This window comes from Kangiella shandongensis (assembly GCF_020005365.1).
In the GTDB taxonomy this organism is placed as follows: Bacteria; Pseudomonadota; Gammaproteobacteria; order Enterobacterales; family Kangiellaceae; genus Kangiella; species Kangiella shandongensis.
Genome location: NZ_JACNML010000008.1, coordinates 29451 through 46627, shown reverse-complemented (window position 1 = coordinate 46627; position 17177 = coordinate 29451). Strand labels below are relative to the sequence as shown.

Genomic DNA, 17177 nt, shown 5'->3' with positions numbered 1-17177 from the left:
AAGCTGGCTTTAAAGCCAGCTTTTCTAAGCGATAAAAACGCCGGTTATTGAGCAACTACTACCCGTGCCGGACGAATCACGCGACCATTCAACAGGTACCCTTTCTGGAACACGTCGATGATCGTATTCTTTTCATGATCTGGACTGGGCACCATCGTCATGGCTTCGTGCAATTGCGGATCGAATACTTCTTCAATGGGGTTTAACTGCTCTACGCCAAACTTCTCCAGCGTCGATAGCGCCATCTTCAAAGTCAGCTCCATTCCTTCTTTCATGGCTTTCGACTCTTCGTGCTCGGCTTTAGCCTGCAGTCCCTGCTCAATACTATCAACCACAGCCAACAGCTCTTCTGCGAATTTTTCAATGGCGTATTTACGCGCACTGGTGACTTCATTCTCCGAACGACGGCGAATATTCTCAGCTTCAGCTTTTGTGCGTAACGCAAGATCCATATTCTCAGCGGCTTTTGCTTCAGCTTCTTCAAGAGCTTTTTCCAGCTCAAGGATTTTTTTCTCTTCGTCGGTTAGGTTTTCTGCAGCTTCGACAGCTTCTTCTACCGCCTCTTCCACAGCGTCCTCGACCTCTTGTTCTGCCGCCTCTTGTTGGGCTTCGTTTAATTCTTCTTTCTGTTCACTGGTTTGATTTTGCTTGTCTTTTTCAGACATAGTGCCTCTCCAACATCATCAAATAAAACGCTCTGAGCCAGTTTATCGCTCAGTAAACGTACTGAATTCTACCTTTGTTTCACAATATGAGGCTTAGTCTTCATTATTCAAGGCTGCTGATATCAATTTTGCGGTAATATCGACCATGGGGATAACCTTGTCATAAGCCATGCGTGTCGGCCCGACAACGGCAAGCACGCCAACCGCCTGTCCATCAATGCTGTAGGGCGCTCCAACCACACTGCACTGTGACAATACATCGTAACCCGACTCTTCACCGATAAAGAGCTGTACGCCTTCCGCGTTTAAACATTTGTCCAGAAGGGTCAGCATCTGCGTTTTCTCAGCAAAGGCATCGAACACGGATCGCAGATCGGAAATATCGCCCGAATCCGCCCAGTTCAACAATTGAGACTTGCCAGTGACCTGTACCTCGTCTTCATTGCCGGCAAAACCTTTTTCAGCCACCTCAACCATCGATGCCATCATTTGATCCATCCTGGCGCGATCGTCTTTTAGCTCTTTAAGCAATTCCCGACGCACCGTATCAAGCTCTTTTCCGGCAAAATGATGATTGACGTAATTGGTAGCCTGTTGCAACTGATCCCGCGACACGTCACTGTCCAACTGAATCACACGATTCTGTACCTCACCGTCACTTAATACCAGCACCACCAGGACTTTATTTTGTGTCAGCGGCACAAACTCTACCTGCTTAACACAAGTAACGTCACGACGAGGCACCCGAATCAACCCGGCCATCTGAGTCACTTGTGAGAGCATATTACTGACGCTGGCGAGCATTTCCCCCGTTTCGGAGACATTGCCCAGATGTTTTTGCAGCTGTTTTAAATAAATATCTTCGACATCCGACACAGTCAGCAACTGATCGACAAACAGCCGTACTCCCTGTGACGTCGGGATCCGACCCGCTGAAGTATAGGGCGCAGTCAGTAACCCCATGCTCTCCAGATCGTGCATAACATTGCGCACGGTAGCAGAACTCACATTGAGCTGTGAATTTTCCAGCAATGTTTTTGAGCCCACGGGCTGGCCACTGGAAATATAGGTTTCCACCAGTGTTTTCATTAATATCTGGGCGCGCTGATCAAACTTGCTCATGAAGTATTCTCTGCTCCATTGTCGGATTTATGGTGACAACTATTGGTAATAACCCTTGCCTATTAGCTGTATATATTCTTAAATGTGGGTCAATAATGCAATTACAAGGGAACAAGACACAACGTGGCTCCAGCTTTACGCTTTAAAACTATTGGTATTATGGGCAAGCCGAAACATCGAGAAGTCGGTGAAACCATTATGACGCTGTACCACCATTTACTCAATGCTGGCTATCACGTACTGGTTGAAGAGTCGGTAGCCGAAGGGATTGATGTCCAAACGACACATTCAGCCCCGTGGCAGACCATTGGTGAAGCGGCGAACCTGGTTATTGTCGTCGGTGGCGACGGCTCCATGCTCTACTCAGCACGGCTGATGGCGAGTTATAACATTCCTTTGTTGGGCGTTAACCGTGGTTACCTGGGATTCTTAACCGATATCCAGCCACAACAGGTCACGGAAAAAGTCAGTGAGGTACTGACTGGTGAATACAAGGAGGAGCGCCGCTTTTTACTCGAGGCCGATATCGAAGGTGACGACAATCAGGAGCGATACAGCGATGCCTTGAATGATATCGTACTCTATCCCGGTGAAATTTCCCGTATGATTGAGTTCGAAGTTTATATCAACGACTCCTTCGTCTATAGCTTGCGCGGTGATGGCTTGATTATCTCAACGCCGACAGGCTCGACGGCCTACTCTCTATCCGCGGGTGGTCCGATTATGTCACCATCAATCAACGCTATTTCACTGGTACCCATGTTCCCGCATACACTCTCCAGTCGCCCAATTTCGATTGACGCTGATAGTAAAGTTGATATCGTATTCAGTCAGGATAACGAAAATGAAGCACGCCTCAGTTGTGATGGTCAGGTGCGCTTTCCGGTCGTACCGGGTGAAAAGATTTGCATCCGCAAGCGTAAGGAAGACTTATGGTTACTGCATCCTAAAGACTATGATTACTTCCGCTTGCTACGCACAAAACTGGGTTGGGGCTCAAAACTATAATTCAAAACGACGACAATCATGCTTGCTAGTATTCATATCAAAGATTTTGCCATTATCGATCAGCTTGACCTGGAGTTACAGCCGGGCATGACCGTAGTGACGGGTGAAACCGGTGCCGGTAAGTCCATCATGGTGGATGCCCTGTCCTTTGCGCTTGGAGCAAGGGCGGACAGCGGCGTCGTGCGCCACGGTGCTAAACGTGCCGAGATTAGTGCCATCTTTGATATTAACCAACTGCCAGCCGTGCATGAATGGCTCGAAGAACAAATGCTGGACGACGAAAAAGACTGCATTCTGCGCCGAGTGATCAACCACGATGGTCGCTCTCGAGCTTTTATCAATGGCCAACCGGTGAATCTGACACAACTGAATGAACTGGGCGACTTTCTGGTAGATATTCACGGTCAGCATGAACACCAATCCCTGTTCAAACTACAGACCCATCTACAGCTGCTGGATCGGTTTGCTGATGTATCTGCCGATACGCAGCAGCTGAAGCAACTGGCGAAACAAATCAATGAAATTTCTGCTCAGCTTACCTCGTTTCAGGAGCAGCTTAAGGACAAAAATGATCGTAAGGACTTACTGACCTTCCAGCTCGAAGAGCTGGAGAAGGCGCCAATTGACCGCTCTGCCGATATCGAAAGTGACCATAAGCGTGCAGCCAATGCCAGTAAGTTACTGGAACAGGGCCAGCAAAGCTTAATGGCGTTAAACGAGAATGAGGAAAACCTGGTCAGCCAGCTTGGCCGCGTGATTCATACCATCAGCGATATGCAGAACATGGATCAGGGCCTCGGTAACACTCACGATATGCTGCAGTCGGCGCTGGTCGAAATCGAAGAAGCCAGCCATGAACTACGTGACTATTTAGCCAGCCTGGATATCGATCCGGCCGAATTCGAGCAATTGGAACAAGAGCTGGCTCTACTGCACGATTTAGCACGAAAGCATCAGGTCACGATGGAAGCCCTGCCGGAAACCAGGCAGGCCATCGAGCAAGAGCTGGAGCAACTCTCCGGCGATGAGCAAACCTTCGATGAGCTGGAAAAAGAACTTGAAAGTCAACAGCAAAGCTACCAGAAGCTAGCGACAAAAGTCTCAAAAGAACGTACTAAAGCGGCTAAAAATCTTGAAAAACAGGTTGTAGAACTGATGAAGGACCTGGGACTGGGTAACGGTATTTTCGAAGTAGCGCTAACACCTGCCGACAAAAACGCCTACAAATCTCATGGACTTGAAACGGCTGAGTTTATGGTCAGCACCAACCCAGGGCAACAACCACAACCACTGAGAAAAGTGGCATCCGGCGGTGAGTTATCGCGTATCAGCCTGGCTCTGCAGGTGATCAATGCGCAGACTATCCAACTACCAACCCTCATCTTTGACGAAGTCGATGTTGGCATTGGCGGCGGTACCGCTGAAATTGTTGGGAAACTGCTTGCTGAACTGGGTAACAAAGCTCAGATTCTGTGTGTGACACACCAGGCCCAGGTAGCCGCACAAGGCCACCAACATCTGATGGTCGCCAAATCGCAAGATAAACAAAGTACACAAACTGAGCTACAAGAACTCGATAACGACCAACGAATCGAAGAACTCGCGCGGATGATCGGTGGTATCGAAATTACCGAAACCATCAAAAATCATGCAAGAGAATTATTAAATTAAGAATAAGAGAAACACCTTATAGAGCTCAGTTATAGGATGGGTTAGCAAAGTAAACTCACCAATATAATTACAAGGTCATCAATGAACACAATCATTATTAATAGAGAACCTGTCGAACTATTCAAGATCCTTAAATTTGAAGGCATTGTGCCCAGTGGCGGTGAGGCCAAAATGGTGATTAGCCAAGGTATGGTTAAGGTAAACGGTGCAGTTGAGACCCAAAAGCGCAAAAAGATCGTTTCTGGAGACACCATTGAGTTTATGGATCAAAAGTTTGAAGTCATTTTAAGCTGATATCAGACATAAGTTTCCAGCTAAAATGTCAGCGCGGCACGTTACCGCGCTGATATAAGCATTATCACGATACTTATTGTTCATGCATTAACGACAACTCAGGTCTTAGCCGCATAACTCTAAAGTGTCGACTTTCGACCATGTCGTCAAACCGATTAAACAAGTCTTTCACTTCATCTTCACCAATCTCTTTAGCTGCCGCTTCCTCAAAATTCGGACTAGGCGGCACGAAGCCAGAAAAGTCGGCGCTGGGTATCGCTAAAGTCAGATAAACCCCATCCATATCGCGCTCATAACTCCAACCCCAGGCACGCTTCCAGTCAATCGCTTTGGCCAGATCGGAAATTTCTTTGACGACAGGGCCAATATCCGCCCCCACCTTGACTTTATAATGAACCAACCTTAACAGATTGCTTTTGGTACCGTCTGGCCAGTAGTTGTTTTCACGATCAACCCAGGAATAAAAGTGCCTGGTCTTTTTGACATATTTCGCAGGACCTGCAAACCAGTTTTCGGTTAACTTATCCATGCCCTCCATTTCTTGGTACTTTTGATGTTGCGGCCATTTAAAGCAGCAATGACGGACATAATAATCACGTCCTATGACCCCGGTATGAGGTGTATACACCCACCAGTTACGAGTATCGCCATTGGCTTTTCGAAACTGAACGTGCTCTTTAAACGCTTTCTCAAATGCACCGCCATCTTTAGGATCAATTTTGAAGTGCCACATTTCAGCCATGGCTGCGGGCTTTTCTTCCGCCGCAAAGGCCAACGGGGAAAATAAGAAAACGAGAGAGATTGATGCCAACAGAAGGCATTGTTGTCTGATACGCTTGTACATTACTAACTCCTTTTTGTTAACGCGGGTCAAGAACCCAGAACAAACGCAAGCTCTAACAGAAGTCAATAGGGACTTCCAAGGGTAAAAGAGTATACGCCTCGCTGTACAATATTTAAACAGTCAGTATTTTTTACATCGGTAATCTGAGACTCATGAGAGGGGCTACTACCGCATCAGCTTATTGATAAGAGCAGCCCAAGGAAGTAAATAAAACAGGCAGTTACAGTCGAAAAAATGCAGGCAACGCTGAGAATGCACTATGACGCGGTTGTTATGAATCAGACGTTGTGGCGAGCGATTGCCCTGAAGCTTTCTTCAGCCAAAGCAATCGCACTCAAAACGTTTCAGAGTTATTTCTTCGGCTTTACGTAAAGCACCAGACTATGATCGACAATCTCATAGCCATGCTCTTCCGCGATAACATGTTGTAAACGTTCAATTTCCTCATTCACAAACTCAACCACAGAGCCGTCTTCAACGTTAACCATATGGTCGTGGTGCTCACCATCATCCAACTCAAAGACAGAGTGGCCACCTTCAAAGTTATGACGAGCAATTAACCCAGCGGACTCAAACTGGGTGAGTACACGATAAACTGTCGCCAAACCCACATCATCACCGGCATCCAACAGCATTTTGTATACGTCTTCTGCACTTAGATGACGTTCCTTGGAACTTTCTAATATTTGTAAAATCTTAACTCTGGGTAGAGTAACTTTAAGACCGGCTTTTTTAAGCTGCTGACTGTCCAAAAATGCATCCTCCGATAGATTTGCGCGACAAAATGATTATACTAGTGCCCAGATTGTATATAAAGTACATTAGAAAGTTAAATTTAGACGACTAAAACCACTAAAAACTTTAAGAGATATTAGGTAACTCATGAAACAACTTTTTGTTATTTTGCTGTCCACGCTTGCGATGACAGCTTGTATTTACACCCCTTCCATCCAGCAAGGGAATATTTTGCAGCAGGAAGAGGTCAATAAGATTGAACCTGGAATGACTAAGGCACAGATTGCCTACGTTCTAGGTAAGCCTGCCTTAAACACAAATTTGGATGATAGTACCTGGTACTACTTATACTATATGAAGCCATCCCGTGGTGAGTCACGTTCAAAACGCCTCATCCTACATTTTGTCGATGATAAGCTGGAACGCATGGAAGGTACAATCAAACCAGAAAAAGAATCTTAAGCAGTGTCTCGCCTCAGCTTCTGAGGCGACTTACCTCTTTCCATTCACTTCTTGATATTGTTGTTTTAGCTGCTCCACCTGTTCTTCGCTCGGGGCATAATAACGCCCTCTAGATAGCATATTGATCGTGCGCTTAAGCTGTCTAACGTATCGGCGACAATGCACACAGATCATTAAATGAAGCTTCATTTCAACTTTACGCCAGAAGCCCATGTCTTTTTCAATATAGTCTGAGCCATGCTCAACGATCTGCTTACAACTTAACATTTGCCGGTCCTCTGAAATCTTGCTACGACTTGCTGCATTTTATCTCTCGCTCGATGCAGTAACACTCGGGCATTGGATGCTGTAACACCGAGAATGTTACATATCGCCTCCATTTCGAGCCCGCCAACGTCGCGTAAATTTAATATCTGCTGCTGATTCTCCGGTAGTTTGTTCATGTGCTTTTTAACACAGTCCTGTAGCTCATCAGCCGCTAACAATTCATCCGGTGACGACATATCCCATCCCGGATTGCTTTCTACCCAGTGACCATTAGGCGTAAAACGACTATCCGTCGCCCAGTGCTCATCAACGGTGTCCAATGATATCGAGCGTGATTCTTTTCGCAAGCGGGTTTTCGCTTCATTAGCCACAATACGAATCAACCATGACTTCAATGCTGAGCGTCCTTCAAATTTATCAAGCGCATTGATCGCCGAGATCCAGGCCTCCTGCAACACTTCATCGGCAATAGCGGGACCGGCAATGGCATGTGCCACTGCGTACATTGATGAGTGATACGTTTTCACAACGCGCTCAAATAATGCCACATCATTATTCCTTAAGCGCTCTACCAGCTCAGTTTCCGGTGGTAGAGATTCATCTTTCATGTTCGTCCCCAATCCCAGGTTTGTTTTGACTTGTTAGCAAAATCTCGATTAATCTTAACACAGCAATAGTTGAAATCACTTTTCCATTTAGTGTAGCGCTATTATTACTGATATGTCTTTATAGAATTGTAAACGAGGTAGGACTCCATGGAAGCTGGCTTTATGGCATTTGCTAAAACCGTACTCAACTGGATAGGGCTTATTTTTGTACTCAGCTTGACGCTGCTGCTGATTGCTATCGCGGTCGTTTATATTATTGACCGGACACAGAAAAAACATGCCATACGCCGTAACTTCCCGGTCATTGGGCACTTTCGTTACTGGTTTGAACATTTGGGCGAATTTTTCCGCCAATATTTTTTCACGCTCGACCGCGAGGAGATGCCTTTTAACCGTGCCGAGCGCAGCTGGGTTTATCGTGCCGCTAAAAATGTTAGTCGAACTCTGGCATTTGGCTCGACCCGCAGCCTGTCTCCGACGGGAACAGTCATGTTCCTTAACGATCAGTTTCCGACGCTGGAAAAAGATGCCGTTGAATCACAGCCAATATTGGTTGGCCCTTACTGCCGCACGCCTTATCTGGCGAAGAGCTTTTTCAATATTTCTGGCATGAGCTATGGCGCACTATCGAAGGTAGCTGTCGAAGCTCTGGCCAGAGGCGCGGGTAAAGCCGGTTGCTGGATTAATACGGGCGAAGGCGGTTTGTCGCCCTACCATCTGGCGGGTGGTGGTGATGTCGTCTTCCAAATCGGCACCGCAAAATACGGTGTACGTAATGCTGATGGTAGCTTAAACGACCAGAAATTAAAGGAGGTCAGCTCACACCAACAGGTCAAAATGATCGAACTGAAACTGGCCCAAGGCGCCAAACCCGGAAAAGGCGGCATCTTACCCGGCCGCAAAGTTACCGAAGAAATTGCAAGCATCCGTGGCATTCCGTCTGGCGAAGCTTCTATCAGCCCCAACGGACACCCTGAAATTAAAAATGTCGGCGATCTGCTGGACATGATCAACCACATTCGAGAGGTCAGCGGTAAACCGGTTGGCTTTAAAACCGTTATTGGTAACGACACTTTTCTTTATCAACTATGTGAGGAAATTCATCAGCGCGGTGTCGAATCAGCGCCAGACTTTATCACGATTGATAGCGCCGATGGCGGTTCAGGTGCCGCACCACAGCCGCTATTCGATTATGTTGGCCTCACCATTCAAGAAAGCTTGCCAATGGTACTGAATGTATTACAGAAGCAAGGTCTGCGTGACCGCATAAAAGTTGTATGTTCGGGCAAAATGATTAATCCGTCAGGCGTCGCCTGGGCGCTTGCCATGGGAGCCGACTTCGCGTTGTCAGCACGCGGTTTTATGTTTGCATTGGGTTGTATTCAGGCTTTGCAATGCAATAAAAATACCTGTCCCACCGGCGTCACGACTCACGACAAGGACTTACAGAAAGGTCTGGTCGTCCCGGACAAAGCTGAACGCGTTTATCATTATCATAAAAATATGGTTAAAGCCGTCGGCATGATCGCCCACTCTTGTGGGGTAGCCGAGCCACGAGCCTTAAAACGACACCATGTCAGAATTGTAACAGAAACAGGGTTATCGACTCCTTTAGATAAGATACACCCTTATCAAGAAAACAGTATTCCGACCAAGCAACTCTAATTGGGCAAGCGGAATACCACACAACAGGAGTTTTATATGAGTAGCATGGTTACCAAATATCACCAGTTTCAGTGTGCGGTTTGTCAGTACCTAAAACACTTGGATGGTATTCCGCCCTTATTATTTCGAGTCTTACTGTTCTTCCCTTTCTACGAAGCCGGAACGCGAAAGTTTGCTAACTTTTCCAGTACCTCTGACTGGTTCGCCAGTATGGGATTCCCACTCCCTGATGTTATGACCTTCTTAGCCGCCAGTGCCGAAACCGTAGGCGGTATATTTATTCTGGTGGGTTTTGCGACCCGTTGGGCCGCGATCCCGCTAATGATTACCATGATTGTCGCTGCTCTTTCGGTACATTGGGACAACGGCTGGTACGCTATCGCTCAATCTTCAGATCCTGAAGTAGCTGAACGGCTCGGCATGGCACGCAGCATCTTACAGGAGCATGGGCACTATGACTGGCTAACGGCAAAAGGCAACTTTGCTATTCTGCAGAATGGTATTGAATTCGCAGCCACCTACTTCATCATGTTAGCCTCACTATTTTTCACTGGCGGCGGACGCTACTTTTCAGTCGATTATTGGCTCAACAAAGCCTTTCCAGCAAACAAGTAATCGCTTTGCTGTTTAAAACTGCATTAATGGCCAGCTTAGAGCCCAAACTACTTCTCGTTTTGGCTCTTCCGCCATCTATGGCAACCGCGGGCTATTTTTTGCCAAATAGTCTGGTTTTACGGTGCTAATCCGACCACAAATAGCATACAATAAGGGTATCATTAGGTCGCACAAACCCCCGAACACAAAAATCATGAGTGAATTTTTCAAAAAATCTTTAGATATCCATAAATACCTTCGCGGCAAATGGGGAATTAAGAGTAAAGTTCCTCTGCAAAACCGTGATGATCTTTCAGTCGCCTATACGCCCGGCGTAGCAGCCGTCTCTAACCATATCGCCAAAGATAAAAACTCCAGCTACCTTTACACCATGAAAGGTAACTCGGTGGCGATTGTCTCTGATGGTTCGGCAGTATTAGGTCTGGGCAATATTGGTCCGGAAGCGGCATTACCAGTGATGGAAGGGAAGGCGATTCTATTCAAAGAATTCGCCGATATCGATGGCGTACCGTTGGTAATTGATGCTGAGTCGGTCGAAGAAATCGTCACCACCGTCAAAACTATCGCACCAACCTTTGGCGGCATCAACCTTGAAGATATCGCAGCGCCAAAGTGCTTTGAAATTGAAGAGGCATTACAGGATATCGGTATCCCCGTATTCCATGACGATCAGCACGGTACGGCAATTGTCTTACTGGCAGCCTTGATCAATGCCTGCAAAGTTACGGGAAAAGATATTGAACAACTGAAAGTCGTGATTAATGGCGCTGGTGCTGCTGGTACTGCTATTGCAAAATTACTACGCTGCGTTGGTCACGATCAAGCCGCCTGTATTCCGGTGGAAGATGTTCTGGTCTGTGACTCTCGAGGGATCATTTCTCCGGATCGTGATAATCTCAATCATGAAAAGAAGAAGATTCTGGCCTACACCAATCGCCACAATCGTAATGGTGATTTAAAAGACGCGCTGCGTGAAGCAGATGTTTTCATTGGCGTATCTAAGGGTAATTTATTAACCGGCGATGACATTAAGCTGATGAACGATGATCCCATCATTTTGGCGATGGCCAATCCGATCCCCGAAATTATGCCGGATGAAGCAAAAAAAGCAGGTGCCTCAGTGGTTGGTACGGGACGAAGCGACTTCCCGAATCAGGTCAACAACGTGCTGGCATTCCCGGGGATTTTCCGCGGTGCACTGGAAGCCCGCGCGACCCGCATTACCGAAGGCATGAAAATTGCTGCGGCCCACGCACTGGCCAATGCTGTGAATCATGTATCGGCGGATCACGTCCTGCCGGATCCTCTTAACCGAAATGTAGCACAAAAAGTTGCCGAAGCGGTGCGAGAGCAGGCGATTAAAGATAACGTACAGCGTCCACTTTAATCCGGCGTTCAACGAGTTTTAGAGCAGGCCAGAATCTTATCAATGGCCTGCTCAATTAGTTCAGGTTGTGTCATCATTAATAAATGCTCCTCTGTATCCACTGGCCAGTAAGCACCACATTCGCTGTTTTCTGCTAACTCAAAATACCACTCAACACCCTCTTTTCTCCACCTGGCAATCGACCGTTTAATTGCTTCATCTTCTATTTGTTTTAAATAAGCAGCTTCAAAGTCAGTATCAATAATCACCAATGGCATATTAGCTGGTATTGGCTGCTGGCGCGCCAGTTCCAGATCTTCAAGGTAAGCGGTCATTTCTAAAAACTTATTCACCTGGTAGGCACGAGTCTGACGGATCATTTCAATCGCATCATAGTAGTGCCAGTCCATCAGAGGCTTAAGCCTTGCAGGCACTATTTGCTGTAAATGCTCTCGCTCATCGGTTATTTTTTGTTTAATTCGCTCATCATATTTTCCAGAACGAATATAAGCCTCTAACTCTTTCCACTGCGCTTTATACTTTTCTGTTTCGCTGGTGTAGTGCTGTATTGAGTGAGTTTTCAATACATCCGGGTCGATTAAAACGACGCCCGCGACTCTCCTCAGGATATCAGCATCCTGTAATAATACATTGACCGAAAGATTCGAGCTGGCGAAAGCGACAAGCAGCAGCTCAGAGCCAGAAGCAACAAACCGCTCATCACTCAGCAGGCTTCTTAAATCTTTGGCAAACTGACGGTAGGATGGTTCTTTAATCGCATCGGACCAGCCCTGCCCTGCGCGATCAATTAACAGGGTGTGGAAGGACTGCGACAAATAATTCTGCGCCAACACCCACCACGCCGAGTCACTGTGCCAGTTGTCTGTGGGACCCGACAGCAAAACCAATGTTGGCGACTCACCAGCAACTCCCAGTTCGCGCACATGTAAGCGATGTTCATCAATCTTAACTAACCGACTTTCTTTGGCTATCGCCGGCATATGCTCTGCTGCAGTTGCCCGCACTAGAACCAGATCCGCCCCAATCAACACCAGTAGTACATACAAAAATCTCATCATGAGTCAGCACCTTAACCTTTTACTTCGTTCATAAAATAAGCACTTTGTAGACTTTTGAACAGATATTTTTCATGGAAATCACTATTTTATTGGTATAGGCTGAAAAAATAATCCTTACTGGAGTCAACAATGTCAAAAAGCATTACTTATGGCCTGGCTATTTTAGTCACTTCCCTGCTGCTACCCTCTTCATCTGAGGCCCACAGCGGTGCTCACCCAATCCGTTATGTCGCTGAGGATGGTGTTGATCAAGGAAACTGTTCCCAAGCAACCATTCCCTGCGCCTCCATCAGTTATGCCGTTAACCTGTCCAGCAAGGGTGATAAAATCTATGTAGCCGCTGGAACTTACTACGCCAAGGAAATGGATATCTTTTATCTGTTAAATGACATGGTAGCGGTCAAGGGCGGCTTTTCCACCGAAGATAATTACGATAAGCAGTCACCAGAAAAGCATGTCACAACCATTGTCGGGCTACCAGCAGAATACCGCGAAACATTAACTCAAAAAGGGTTTCACCTGCTACGTGATCAGAAAGGGAATCAAGAGTTTCGCCAAAAGCCCGAATACCTTGACTTATTGAATCGCTACCAGAAGGTAAGCTCGTCTAACAAAGCGAGTATTAACTGTAATGACGGTCAGGCCGATGAGTTTCCCTGCTACCAGATTGATCTCTTATCGCAATTCTCTCTCAACCAGCTCAGTAGTAGTCCAAGTAGTGCCAGTGACATCTGGGGCTATGTTGATTTAAACACTGATCGTGAATACGCAGTGATGGCAATTTACAATGGCACAACGGTTATCGACGTCACCGACCCACAAAATCCAGTTGAGGTAGATACGGTAACGGGAGTCAACAGTACCTGGCGCGATGTCAAAGTTTACCAGTACCTCGATGACAGCAGCGGTCAATACAAGGCCTATGCCTATGTCACCACCGAAGGTCAGGGCGGTCTTCAAATTATCGATCTCAGTAGCGCTCCCAATTCGGTTGAGCTAGTCAATACCATTGATGTGTTCCAGACCGCGCATAACGTTTACCTCGGCAATATCGACTACACGAACGGCACCGCCTTAAGTGGACACGAGCCGTATCTATATATCGCAGGCTCCAACTTAGGTAACGGCTCTTACCGCGTCTTTGATCTGGTTGATCCAGAAAATCCTAGCCTTGTGACCACTCCGGATTCTACCGGCTATGTGCATGATGCCACCAATATGATTATTAACGACAGCCGCACTGAGCAATGCGCCGATGGACATAACCCCTGTGAGCTGTTTATTGACTTCAACGAAAATACCGTCGATATCTGGGATACCACCGATAAGGCAGTGCCAGTCAGGATCAGCAGTACTCCCTACGACGGTGCCAGCTATACCCATTCCGGCTGGTACTCAGAAGATAAAAAATATGTTTTTATTCAGGATGAGCTGGACGAGCGGAGTTTAAACGTTAATACCACGCTGTATGTGATGGACATCAGTGATCTGACATCGCCACAGATCGTCGGCTCATACGTTGGACAAACGCCGGCGATCGACCATAACGGCTTTACCCTCGGCGACAAATACTATATGTCTAACTATAAGCGCGGCTTAACGGTACTCGATGTCTCTAGTCCAGCTACACCAAAAGAAATCGGTTTTTTCGATACGTACCCGATCCCTGAAGCCAATGACCCGCAATTTGATGGTGCCTGGGGAACCTTCCCTTATCTCCCAAGCGGCAACATTTTGGTGAGTGATATCACTAATGGTTTATTTGTATTGAAAGATAACAGTAACATTGGTGATGACGGTCCAGTAGCGTCGGACCCACCTCCCCCCTCCACTCAACCGACTGACACAGATGACAGTGGTGGTGGCGGCTCGATACCACTGCTAACGCTTCTACTGTTAGCAGCTCTAGCACATCGCCGCCAACAATACTAAGTTTCCCATATCAAAACGCCCTGAGGAACGTACAGGGCGTTTAAATATAGGCACGCGTTTATTATGAAAACGATTAATACATGGCTTGTCATCCTCTCCTTAGTTATTGCCAGTTTACTCGCTGGCAGTAAGGCATTGGATTTTCATGGCGAGCAATATACTGACAAAGTCCTGCAACGAAGCTTGGTTGCTTTTGCCGTTGCACGAGGACTCAATGGCTTAATCTCAGTTGCACAAGAAGCCGAAATAGCGATGCAACCTGCTGGGGTCGGCTTAACACTCTCGCCAGGTGAAATACTGGATCCGATCAACGACCTTATCGAACGTTTTTCAGTAGTGATGCTGGTGGTGGCCAGCGCCATCGGTGTGCAAAAACTGTTGCTGACTCTCGGAGCCTGGCCATTGTTTAATTATGCCCTGATCATATTCTGGGCTGCCACCGCCGTTTATTTGCTCTACTGCCAATACAAACAACGCAAAACTCATGCATTAACGCTCAAGCTAGCTGCTTTTCTCATACTGGTTCGTTTTGCGGTACCGGTGATGGCTCTCACCTCGGAAGGCCTCTACCAGGCATTCCTCAAAGACAATTATCAACAGGCCAGTCAGGGGTTGGAGCAAACAGAGAATAACATCCGCCAGAATACCCCTGAGGAACAGCAGCTTGAAGAAGAGCTGTCAGCGTTGGAAAAGACCAAGCGCTGGTTTAATGATGCCGCCAGCCAGTTGGATGTAAAAAAGCAAATTGCCGCCTATCAGGAAGCTGCGGAGCAAGCCAGTCAAAGCGTAATAGAGCTTATCACTATCTTTGTCGTGCAAACCATTCTGTTTCCTTTATTCTTTTTATGGCTCATGGTGAAAATCGCTAAAAGCACGATCAAAAAAAGGCACCCTGTGTAGAGTGCCTTTCAGTACTATGTCTATATGTTGACTTGCTAATTAGAAATCGGCAATCACCGTATCATTAGCAATCACTGTCACATTCTGAGTCGCAAAGTTAATTACGTCATCAGTTTCCGGATCGTCGTTCGCCGCTTCACAAGTAAAGCCAAGCGTATAATCACCAGCCACAACAAAACCAATCTCATACACATAGTCGCCGTTATTATCCACTTCAACCAGACCTGTCGTGATTGGCTCCGGCTCTACTGCATCGACGTCGTCAGCAGCTACGTCAGCGCCTTCAAACAGATAAACGGCGCTTGAATCAGTGCAGCCTTCCGCATTGATAAGGTTGGGATCAATCATACCGGCGATATGACCGACTTCCAGGTTATCAACAATTCGCAATGACGGACGAAGGTAGTAATCCTGTGCTGCATCCTGTGGTTCATGTACCGATTTGCGTAAATCAAAATCAATGGTGAAATCAGTTTGACCACCAGCGGCAATGACAAACGGACGGTTAAGTTTCAAACCCGTCTGACTACCGCTTGGAACAAATAACGAATAACGGGCGCCATCAATATCAATATAAGAATCGGTAACACCACGCTCAGCATTCACTTTTAAACGCATCCACTGATATTCACCAGCATCCAGTTCAGTTTCTGGCAGCAACTCTAACGACTCATCGCCTGTAAGCTGTAACAGGTCAATGGTTTGCGCCGTATCAAAATCAAAACTTTGACGGCCGCCAACACCCTGAATTTCAATACCTGTGAACTGAACAACCACAGCCTCTGCATTATCTACAGGTGCGTCAGTAATAGCCACAGACAATGTGCCGGTATCAGGATCATCGTCCTTACACGCAGTTAAAGCAAAAGCTACGCCAGCTACAATCAGGCTCGTTTTCAAAATAGTTTTCATTTTGCCTCCAGATGGTTCAAGTTATTATAAAAAATATCATAGATATCAAGCCGACGTTTCACGTTGTGCTTTTATTCCAACACGGTTCCACTTTTTTTCCTGCAAAATTCGATCCTTTTCACAAAACCACCTTTTTTATAATTATTTCACATCCGTTTTCAATTAATTACAGTCGGTTACCAAGCTTTCATAGGAATACTACTCAAGTTTCCGTATAATTTGCTCAACGTTTTTTCTATCAGCAGCACCGGGAGTGTTTATGCGACCTAGCGGACGAAGCAGTAATCAATTACGCCCTATCACCATCACACGCAATTACACCAAACATGCCGAAGGCTCAGTCCTTATTGAGTTTGGCGAAACTAAAGTTCTGTGTAATGCCAGCGTAGTGGATAATGTTCCTCGTTTCCTTAAAGGCAAAGGCCAGGGTTGGTTAACCGCAGAGTACGGCATGCTGCCACGCTCGACTCACAGCCGTATGGATCGTGAAGCATCACGCGGTAAGCAAGGTGGGCGTACTCTTGAAATTCAACGTCTGATAGGTCGCTCGCTAAGAGCTGCGGTTGATTTGAAACAATTGGGAGAGCACACCATTTATCTGGACTGTGATGTTATCCAGGCCGATGGCGGTACCCGCACAGCTTCGATCAGTGGTGCTACTGTTGCCTTACATGATGCTCTATTCAGCATGCGCCAAAGAGGCGTGATCAAAACCAATCCCCTGAAGCATATGATTGGCTCTGTATCGGTCGGGATCTATCAGGGAACGCCAGTACTTGATCTGGACTACGACGAAGACTCCAGCGCTGAAACTGATATGAATCTGGTGATGGATGAAAACGGTGGTTTTATCGAAATTCAGGGTACTGCCGAAGGTGAAACCTTCAGCGGTGACGAACTGATGCAGATGCTTGAGCTTGGAAAGCAGGGTATTCGAGAAATTTTCGATATCCAGAACAAAGCGATTGCTAGCTGATTCAAGCAGCACTCAGTGGTGTCACCAGGGTGGCACCATTAGCGTCTATACTGCTT

18 protein-coding genes are annotated in these 17177 nt (G+C 46.7%); 10 read left to right on the top strand and 8 right to left on the bottom strand.

Annotation, left to right across the window (positions count from 1 at the left end):
* Positions 1 to 44: 44 nt before the first annotated feature.
* Together grpE and hrcA are read right to left on the bottom strand one after the other, a co-directional pair.
* A complete protein-coding gene (grpE, locus tag H7708_RS09830; RefSeq protein WP_223670606.1) occupies positions 45 to 665 on the bottom strand; it encodes a nucleotide exchange factor GrpE in 621 nt (206 codons plus the stop codon).
* 93 nt (positions 666 to 758) lie between these two features.
* On the bottom strand, positions 759 to 1787 hold the full coding sequence (hrcA, locus tag H7708_RS09825; protein WP_223670605.1) for a heat-inducible transcriptional repressor HrcA: 1029 nt from the start codon (positions 1785 to 1787) through the stop codon (positions 759 to 761).
* A 123-nt stretch (positions 1788 to 1910) separates the two neighbouring features.
* On the opposite strand from hrcA, the gene nadK reads away from it, so the two are divergent.
* The 3 genes from nadK to H7708_RS09810 all read left to right on the top strand — a co-directional run bounded on the left by nadK (position 1911) and on the right by H7708_RS09810 (position 4760).
* Positions 1911 to 2795: an NAD(+) kinase gene (nadK, locus tag H7708_RS09820; protein ID WP_223670604.1), complete on the top strand. Its 885-nt coding sequence runs from the start codon at positions 1911 to 1913 to the stop codon at positions 2793 to 2795.
* 18 nt (positions 2796 to 2813) lie between these two features.
* Complete coding sequence (recN, locus tag H7708_RS09815; protein ID WP_223670603.1) at positions 2814 to 4466, top strand: DNA repair protein RecN; 1653 nt, start codon at positions 2814 to 2816, stop codon at positions 4464 to 4466.
* Positions 4467 to 4547: 81 nt separating this feature from the next.
* Complete coding sequence (locus H7708_RS09810; protein ID WP_223670602.1) at positions 4548 to 4760, top strand: RNA-binding S4 domain-containing protein; 213 nt, start codon at positions 4548 to 4550, stop codon at positions 4758 to 4760.
* A gap of 73 nt (positions 4761 to 4833) precedes the next feature.
* Here the strand turns inward: H7708_RS09810 and H7708_RS09805 are convergent, their stop codons facing one another.
* Together H7708_RS09805 and fur are read right to left on the bottom strand one after the other, a co-directional pair.
* Positions 4834 to 5604 (bottom strand): hypothetical protein, encoded by a 771-nt coding sequence (locus H7708_RS09805; RefSeq protein WP_223670601.1) that lies wholly within the window; start codon positions 5602 to 5604, stop codon positions 4834 to 4836.
* Positions 5605 to 5954: 350 nt separating this feature from the next.
* Positions 5955 to 6356: a ferric iron uptake transcriptional regulator gene (gene fur / locus H7708_RS09800; protein ID WP_223670600.1), complete on the bottom strand. Its 402-nt coding sequence runs from the start codon at positions 6354 to 6356 to the stop codon at positions 5955 to 5957.
* A 130-nt stretch (positions 6357 to 6486) separates the two neighbouring features.
* On the opposite strand from fur, the gene H7708_RS09795 reads away from it, so the two are divergent.
* The gene (locus H7708_RS09795) at positions 6487 to 6801 is read left to right on the top strand and encodes an outer membrane protein assembly factor BamE (RefSeq protein ID WP_223670599.1); all 315 of its coding nucleotides are present in this window, start codon (positions 6487 to 6489) and stop codon (positions 6799 to 6801) included.
* A 30-nt stretch (positions 6802 to 6831) separates the two neighbouring features.
* On the opposite strand, the gene H7708_RS09790 is transcribed toward H7708_RS09795, so the two are convergent.
* Complete coding sequence (locus H7708_RS09790) at positions 6832 to 7068, bottom strand: zf-HC2 domain-containing protein (RefSeq protein WP_223670598.1); 237 nt, start codon at positions 7066 to 7068, stop codon at positions 6832 to 6834.
* The gene (locus H7708_RS09785; protein WP_223670597.1) at positions 7062 to 7676 is read right to left on the bottom strand and encodes an RNA polymerase sigma factor; all 615 of its coding nucleotides are present in this window, start codon (positions 7674 to 7676) and stop codon (positions 7062 to 7064) included. Before H7708_RS09785 ends, H7708_RS09790 begins: the two co-directional genes overlap by 7 nt.
* A gap of 162 nt (positions 7677 to 7838) precedes the next feature.
* On the opposite strand from H7708_RS09785, the gene H7708_RS09780 reads away from it, so the two are divergent.
* From H7708_RS09780 to H7708_RS09770, 3 genes are all read left to right on the top strand, one after another.
* Positions 7839 to 9341, top strand: a complete 1503-nt coding sequence (locus H7708_RS09780) for an FMN-binding glutamate synthase family protein (protein WP_223670596.1) — start codon at positions 7839 to 7841, stop codon at positions 9339 to 9341.
* Positions 9342 to 9377: 36 nt separating this feature from the next.
* Positions 9378 to 9956 carry an HvfX family Cu-binding RiPP maturation protein gene (locus H7708_RS09775; protein WP_223670595.1) on the top strand — a complete coding sequence of 193 codons (579 nt, stop codon included), beginning with the start codon at positions 9378 to 9380 and terminating at the stop codon, positions 9954 to 9956.
* Positions 9957 to 10149: 193 nt separating this feature from the next.
* Positions 10150 to 11343 carry an NAD(P)-dependent malic enzyme gene (locus tag H7708_RS09770; protein WP_223670594.1) on the top strand — a complete coding sequence of 398 codons (1194 nt, stop codon included), beginning with the start codon at positions 10150 to 10152 and terminating at the stop codon, positions 11341 to 11343.
* Positions 11344 to 11351: 8 nt separating this feature from the next.
* Here H7708_RS09770 and H7708_RS09765 read toward each other — a convergent pair whose 3' ends face one another.
* Complete coding sequence (locus H7708_RS09765) at positions 11352 to 12401, bottom strand: alpha/beta fold hydrolase (RefSeq protein ID WP_223670593.1); 1050 nt, start codon at positions 12399 to 12401, stop codon at positions 11352 to 11354.
* Positions 12402 to 12530: 129 nt separating this feature from the next.
* Here H7708_RS09765 and H7708_RS09760 point away from each other — a divergent pair, with 129 nt between their 5' ends.
* On the top strand, positions 12531 to 14333 hold the full coding sequence (locus tag H7708_RS09760; RefSeq protein ID WP_223670592.1) for a choice-of-anchor B family protein: 1803 nt from the start codon (positions 12531 to 12533) through the stop codon (positions 14331 to 14333).
* Positions 14334 to 14396: 63 nt separating this feature from the next.
* Complete coding sequence (locus tag H7708_RS09755) at positions 14397 to 15233, top strand: hypothetical protein (RefSeq protein WP_223670591.1); 837 nt, start codon at positions 14397 to 14399, stop codon at positions 15231 to 15233.
* Positions 15234 to 15272: 39 nt separating this feature from the next.
* On the opposite strand, the gene H7708_RS09750 is transcribed toward H7708_RS09755, so the two are convergent.
* Positions 15273 to 16145 (bottom strand): DUF4382 domain-containing protein, encoded by an 873-nt coding sequence (locus tag H7708_RS09750; protein WP_223670590.1) that lies wholly within the window; start codon positions 16143 to 16145, stop codon positions 15273 to 15275.
* Positions 16146 to 16404: 259 nt separating this feature from the next.
* Between H7708_RS09750 and rph the strand changes: the two genes are divergently transcribed.
* On the top strand, positions 16405 to 17121 hold the full coding sequence (gene rph / locus H7708_RS09745) for a ribonuclease PH (RefSeq protein ID WP_223670589.1): 717 nt from the start codon (positions 16405 to 16407) through the stop codon (positions 17119 to 17121).
* Positions 17122 to 17177 lie beyond the last annotated feature (56 nt).

Coding starts and splice junctions, on each gene's coding strand:
- grpE (WP_223670606.1), bottom strand. CDS start 665: ATGTCTGAAAAAGACAAGCAAAATCAAACCAGTGAACAGAAAGAAGAA.
- hrcA (WP_223670605.1), bottom strand. CDS start 1,787: ATGAGCAAGTTTGATCAGCGCGCCCAGATATTAATGAAAACACTGGTG.
- recN (WP_223670603.1), top strand. CDS start 2,814: ATGCTTGCTAGTATTCATATCAAAGATTTTGCCATTATCGATCAGCTT.
- H7708_RS09810 (WP_223670602.1), top strand. CDS start 4,548: ATGAACACAATCATTATTAATAGAGAACCTGTCGAACTATTCAAGATC.
- H7708_RS09805 (WP_223670601.1), bottom strand. CDS start 5,604: ATGTACAAGCGTATCAGACAACAATGCCTTCTGTTGGCATCAATCTCT.
- H7708_RS09795 (WP_223670599.1), top strand. CDS start 6,487: ATGAAACAACTTTTTGTTATTTTGCTGTCCACGCTTGCGATGACAGCT.
- H7708_RS09790 (WP_223670598.1), bottom strand. CDS start 7,068: ATGTTAAGTTGTAAGCAGATCGTTGAGCATGGCTCAGACTATATTGAA.
- H7708_RS09785 (WP_223670597.1), bottom strand. CDS start 7,676: ATGAAAGATGAATCTCTACCACCGGAAACTGAGCTGGTAGAGCGCTTA.
- H7708_RS09780 (WP_223670596.1), top strand. CDS start 7,839: ATGGCATTTGCTAAAACCGTACTCAACTGGATAGGGCTTATTTTTGTA.
- H7708_RS09775 (WP_223670595.1), top strand. CDS start 9,378: ATGAGTAGCATGGTTACCAAATATCACCAGTTTCAGTGTGCGGTTTGT.
- H7708_RS09770 (WP_223670594.1), top strand. CDS start 10,150: ATGAGTGAATTTTTCAAAAAATCTTTAGATATCCATAAATACCTTCGC.
- H7708_RS09765 (WP_223670593.1), bottom strand. CDS start 12,401: ATGATGAGATTTTTGTATGTACTACTGGTGTTGATTGGGGCGGATCTG.
- H7708_RS09760 (WP_223670592.1), top strand. CDS start 12,531: ATGTCAAAAAGCATTACTTATGGCCTGGCTATTTTAGTCACTTCCCTG.
- H7708_RS09755 (WP_223670591.1), top strand. CDS start 14,397: ATGAAAACGATTAATACATGGCTTGTCATCCTCTCCTTAGTTATTGCC.
- H7708_RS09750 (WP_223670590.1), bottom strand. CDS start 16,145: ATGAAAACTATTTTGAAAACGAGCCTGATTGTAGCTGGCGTAGCTTTT.
- rph (WP_223670589.1), top strand. CDS start 16,405: ATGCGACCTAGCGGACGAAGCAGTAATCAATTACGCCCTATCACCATC.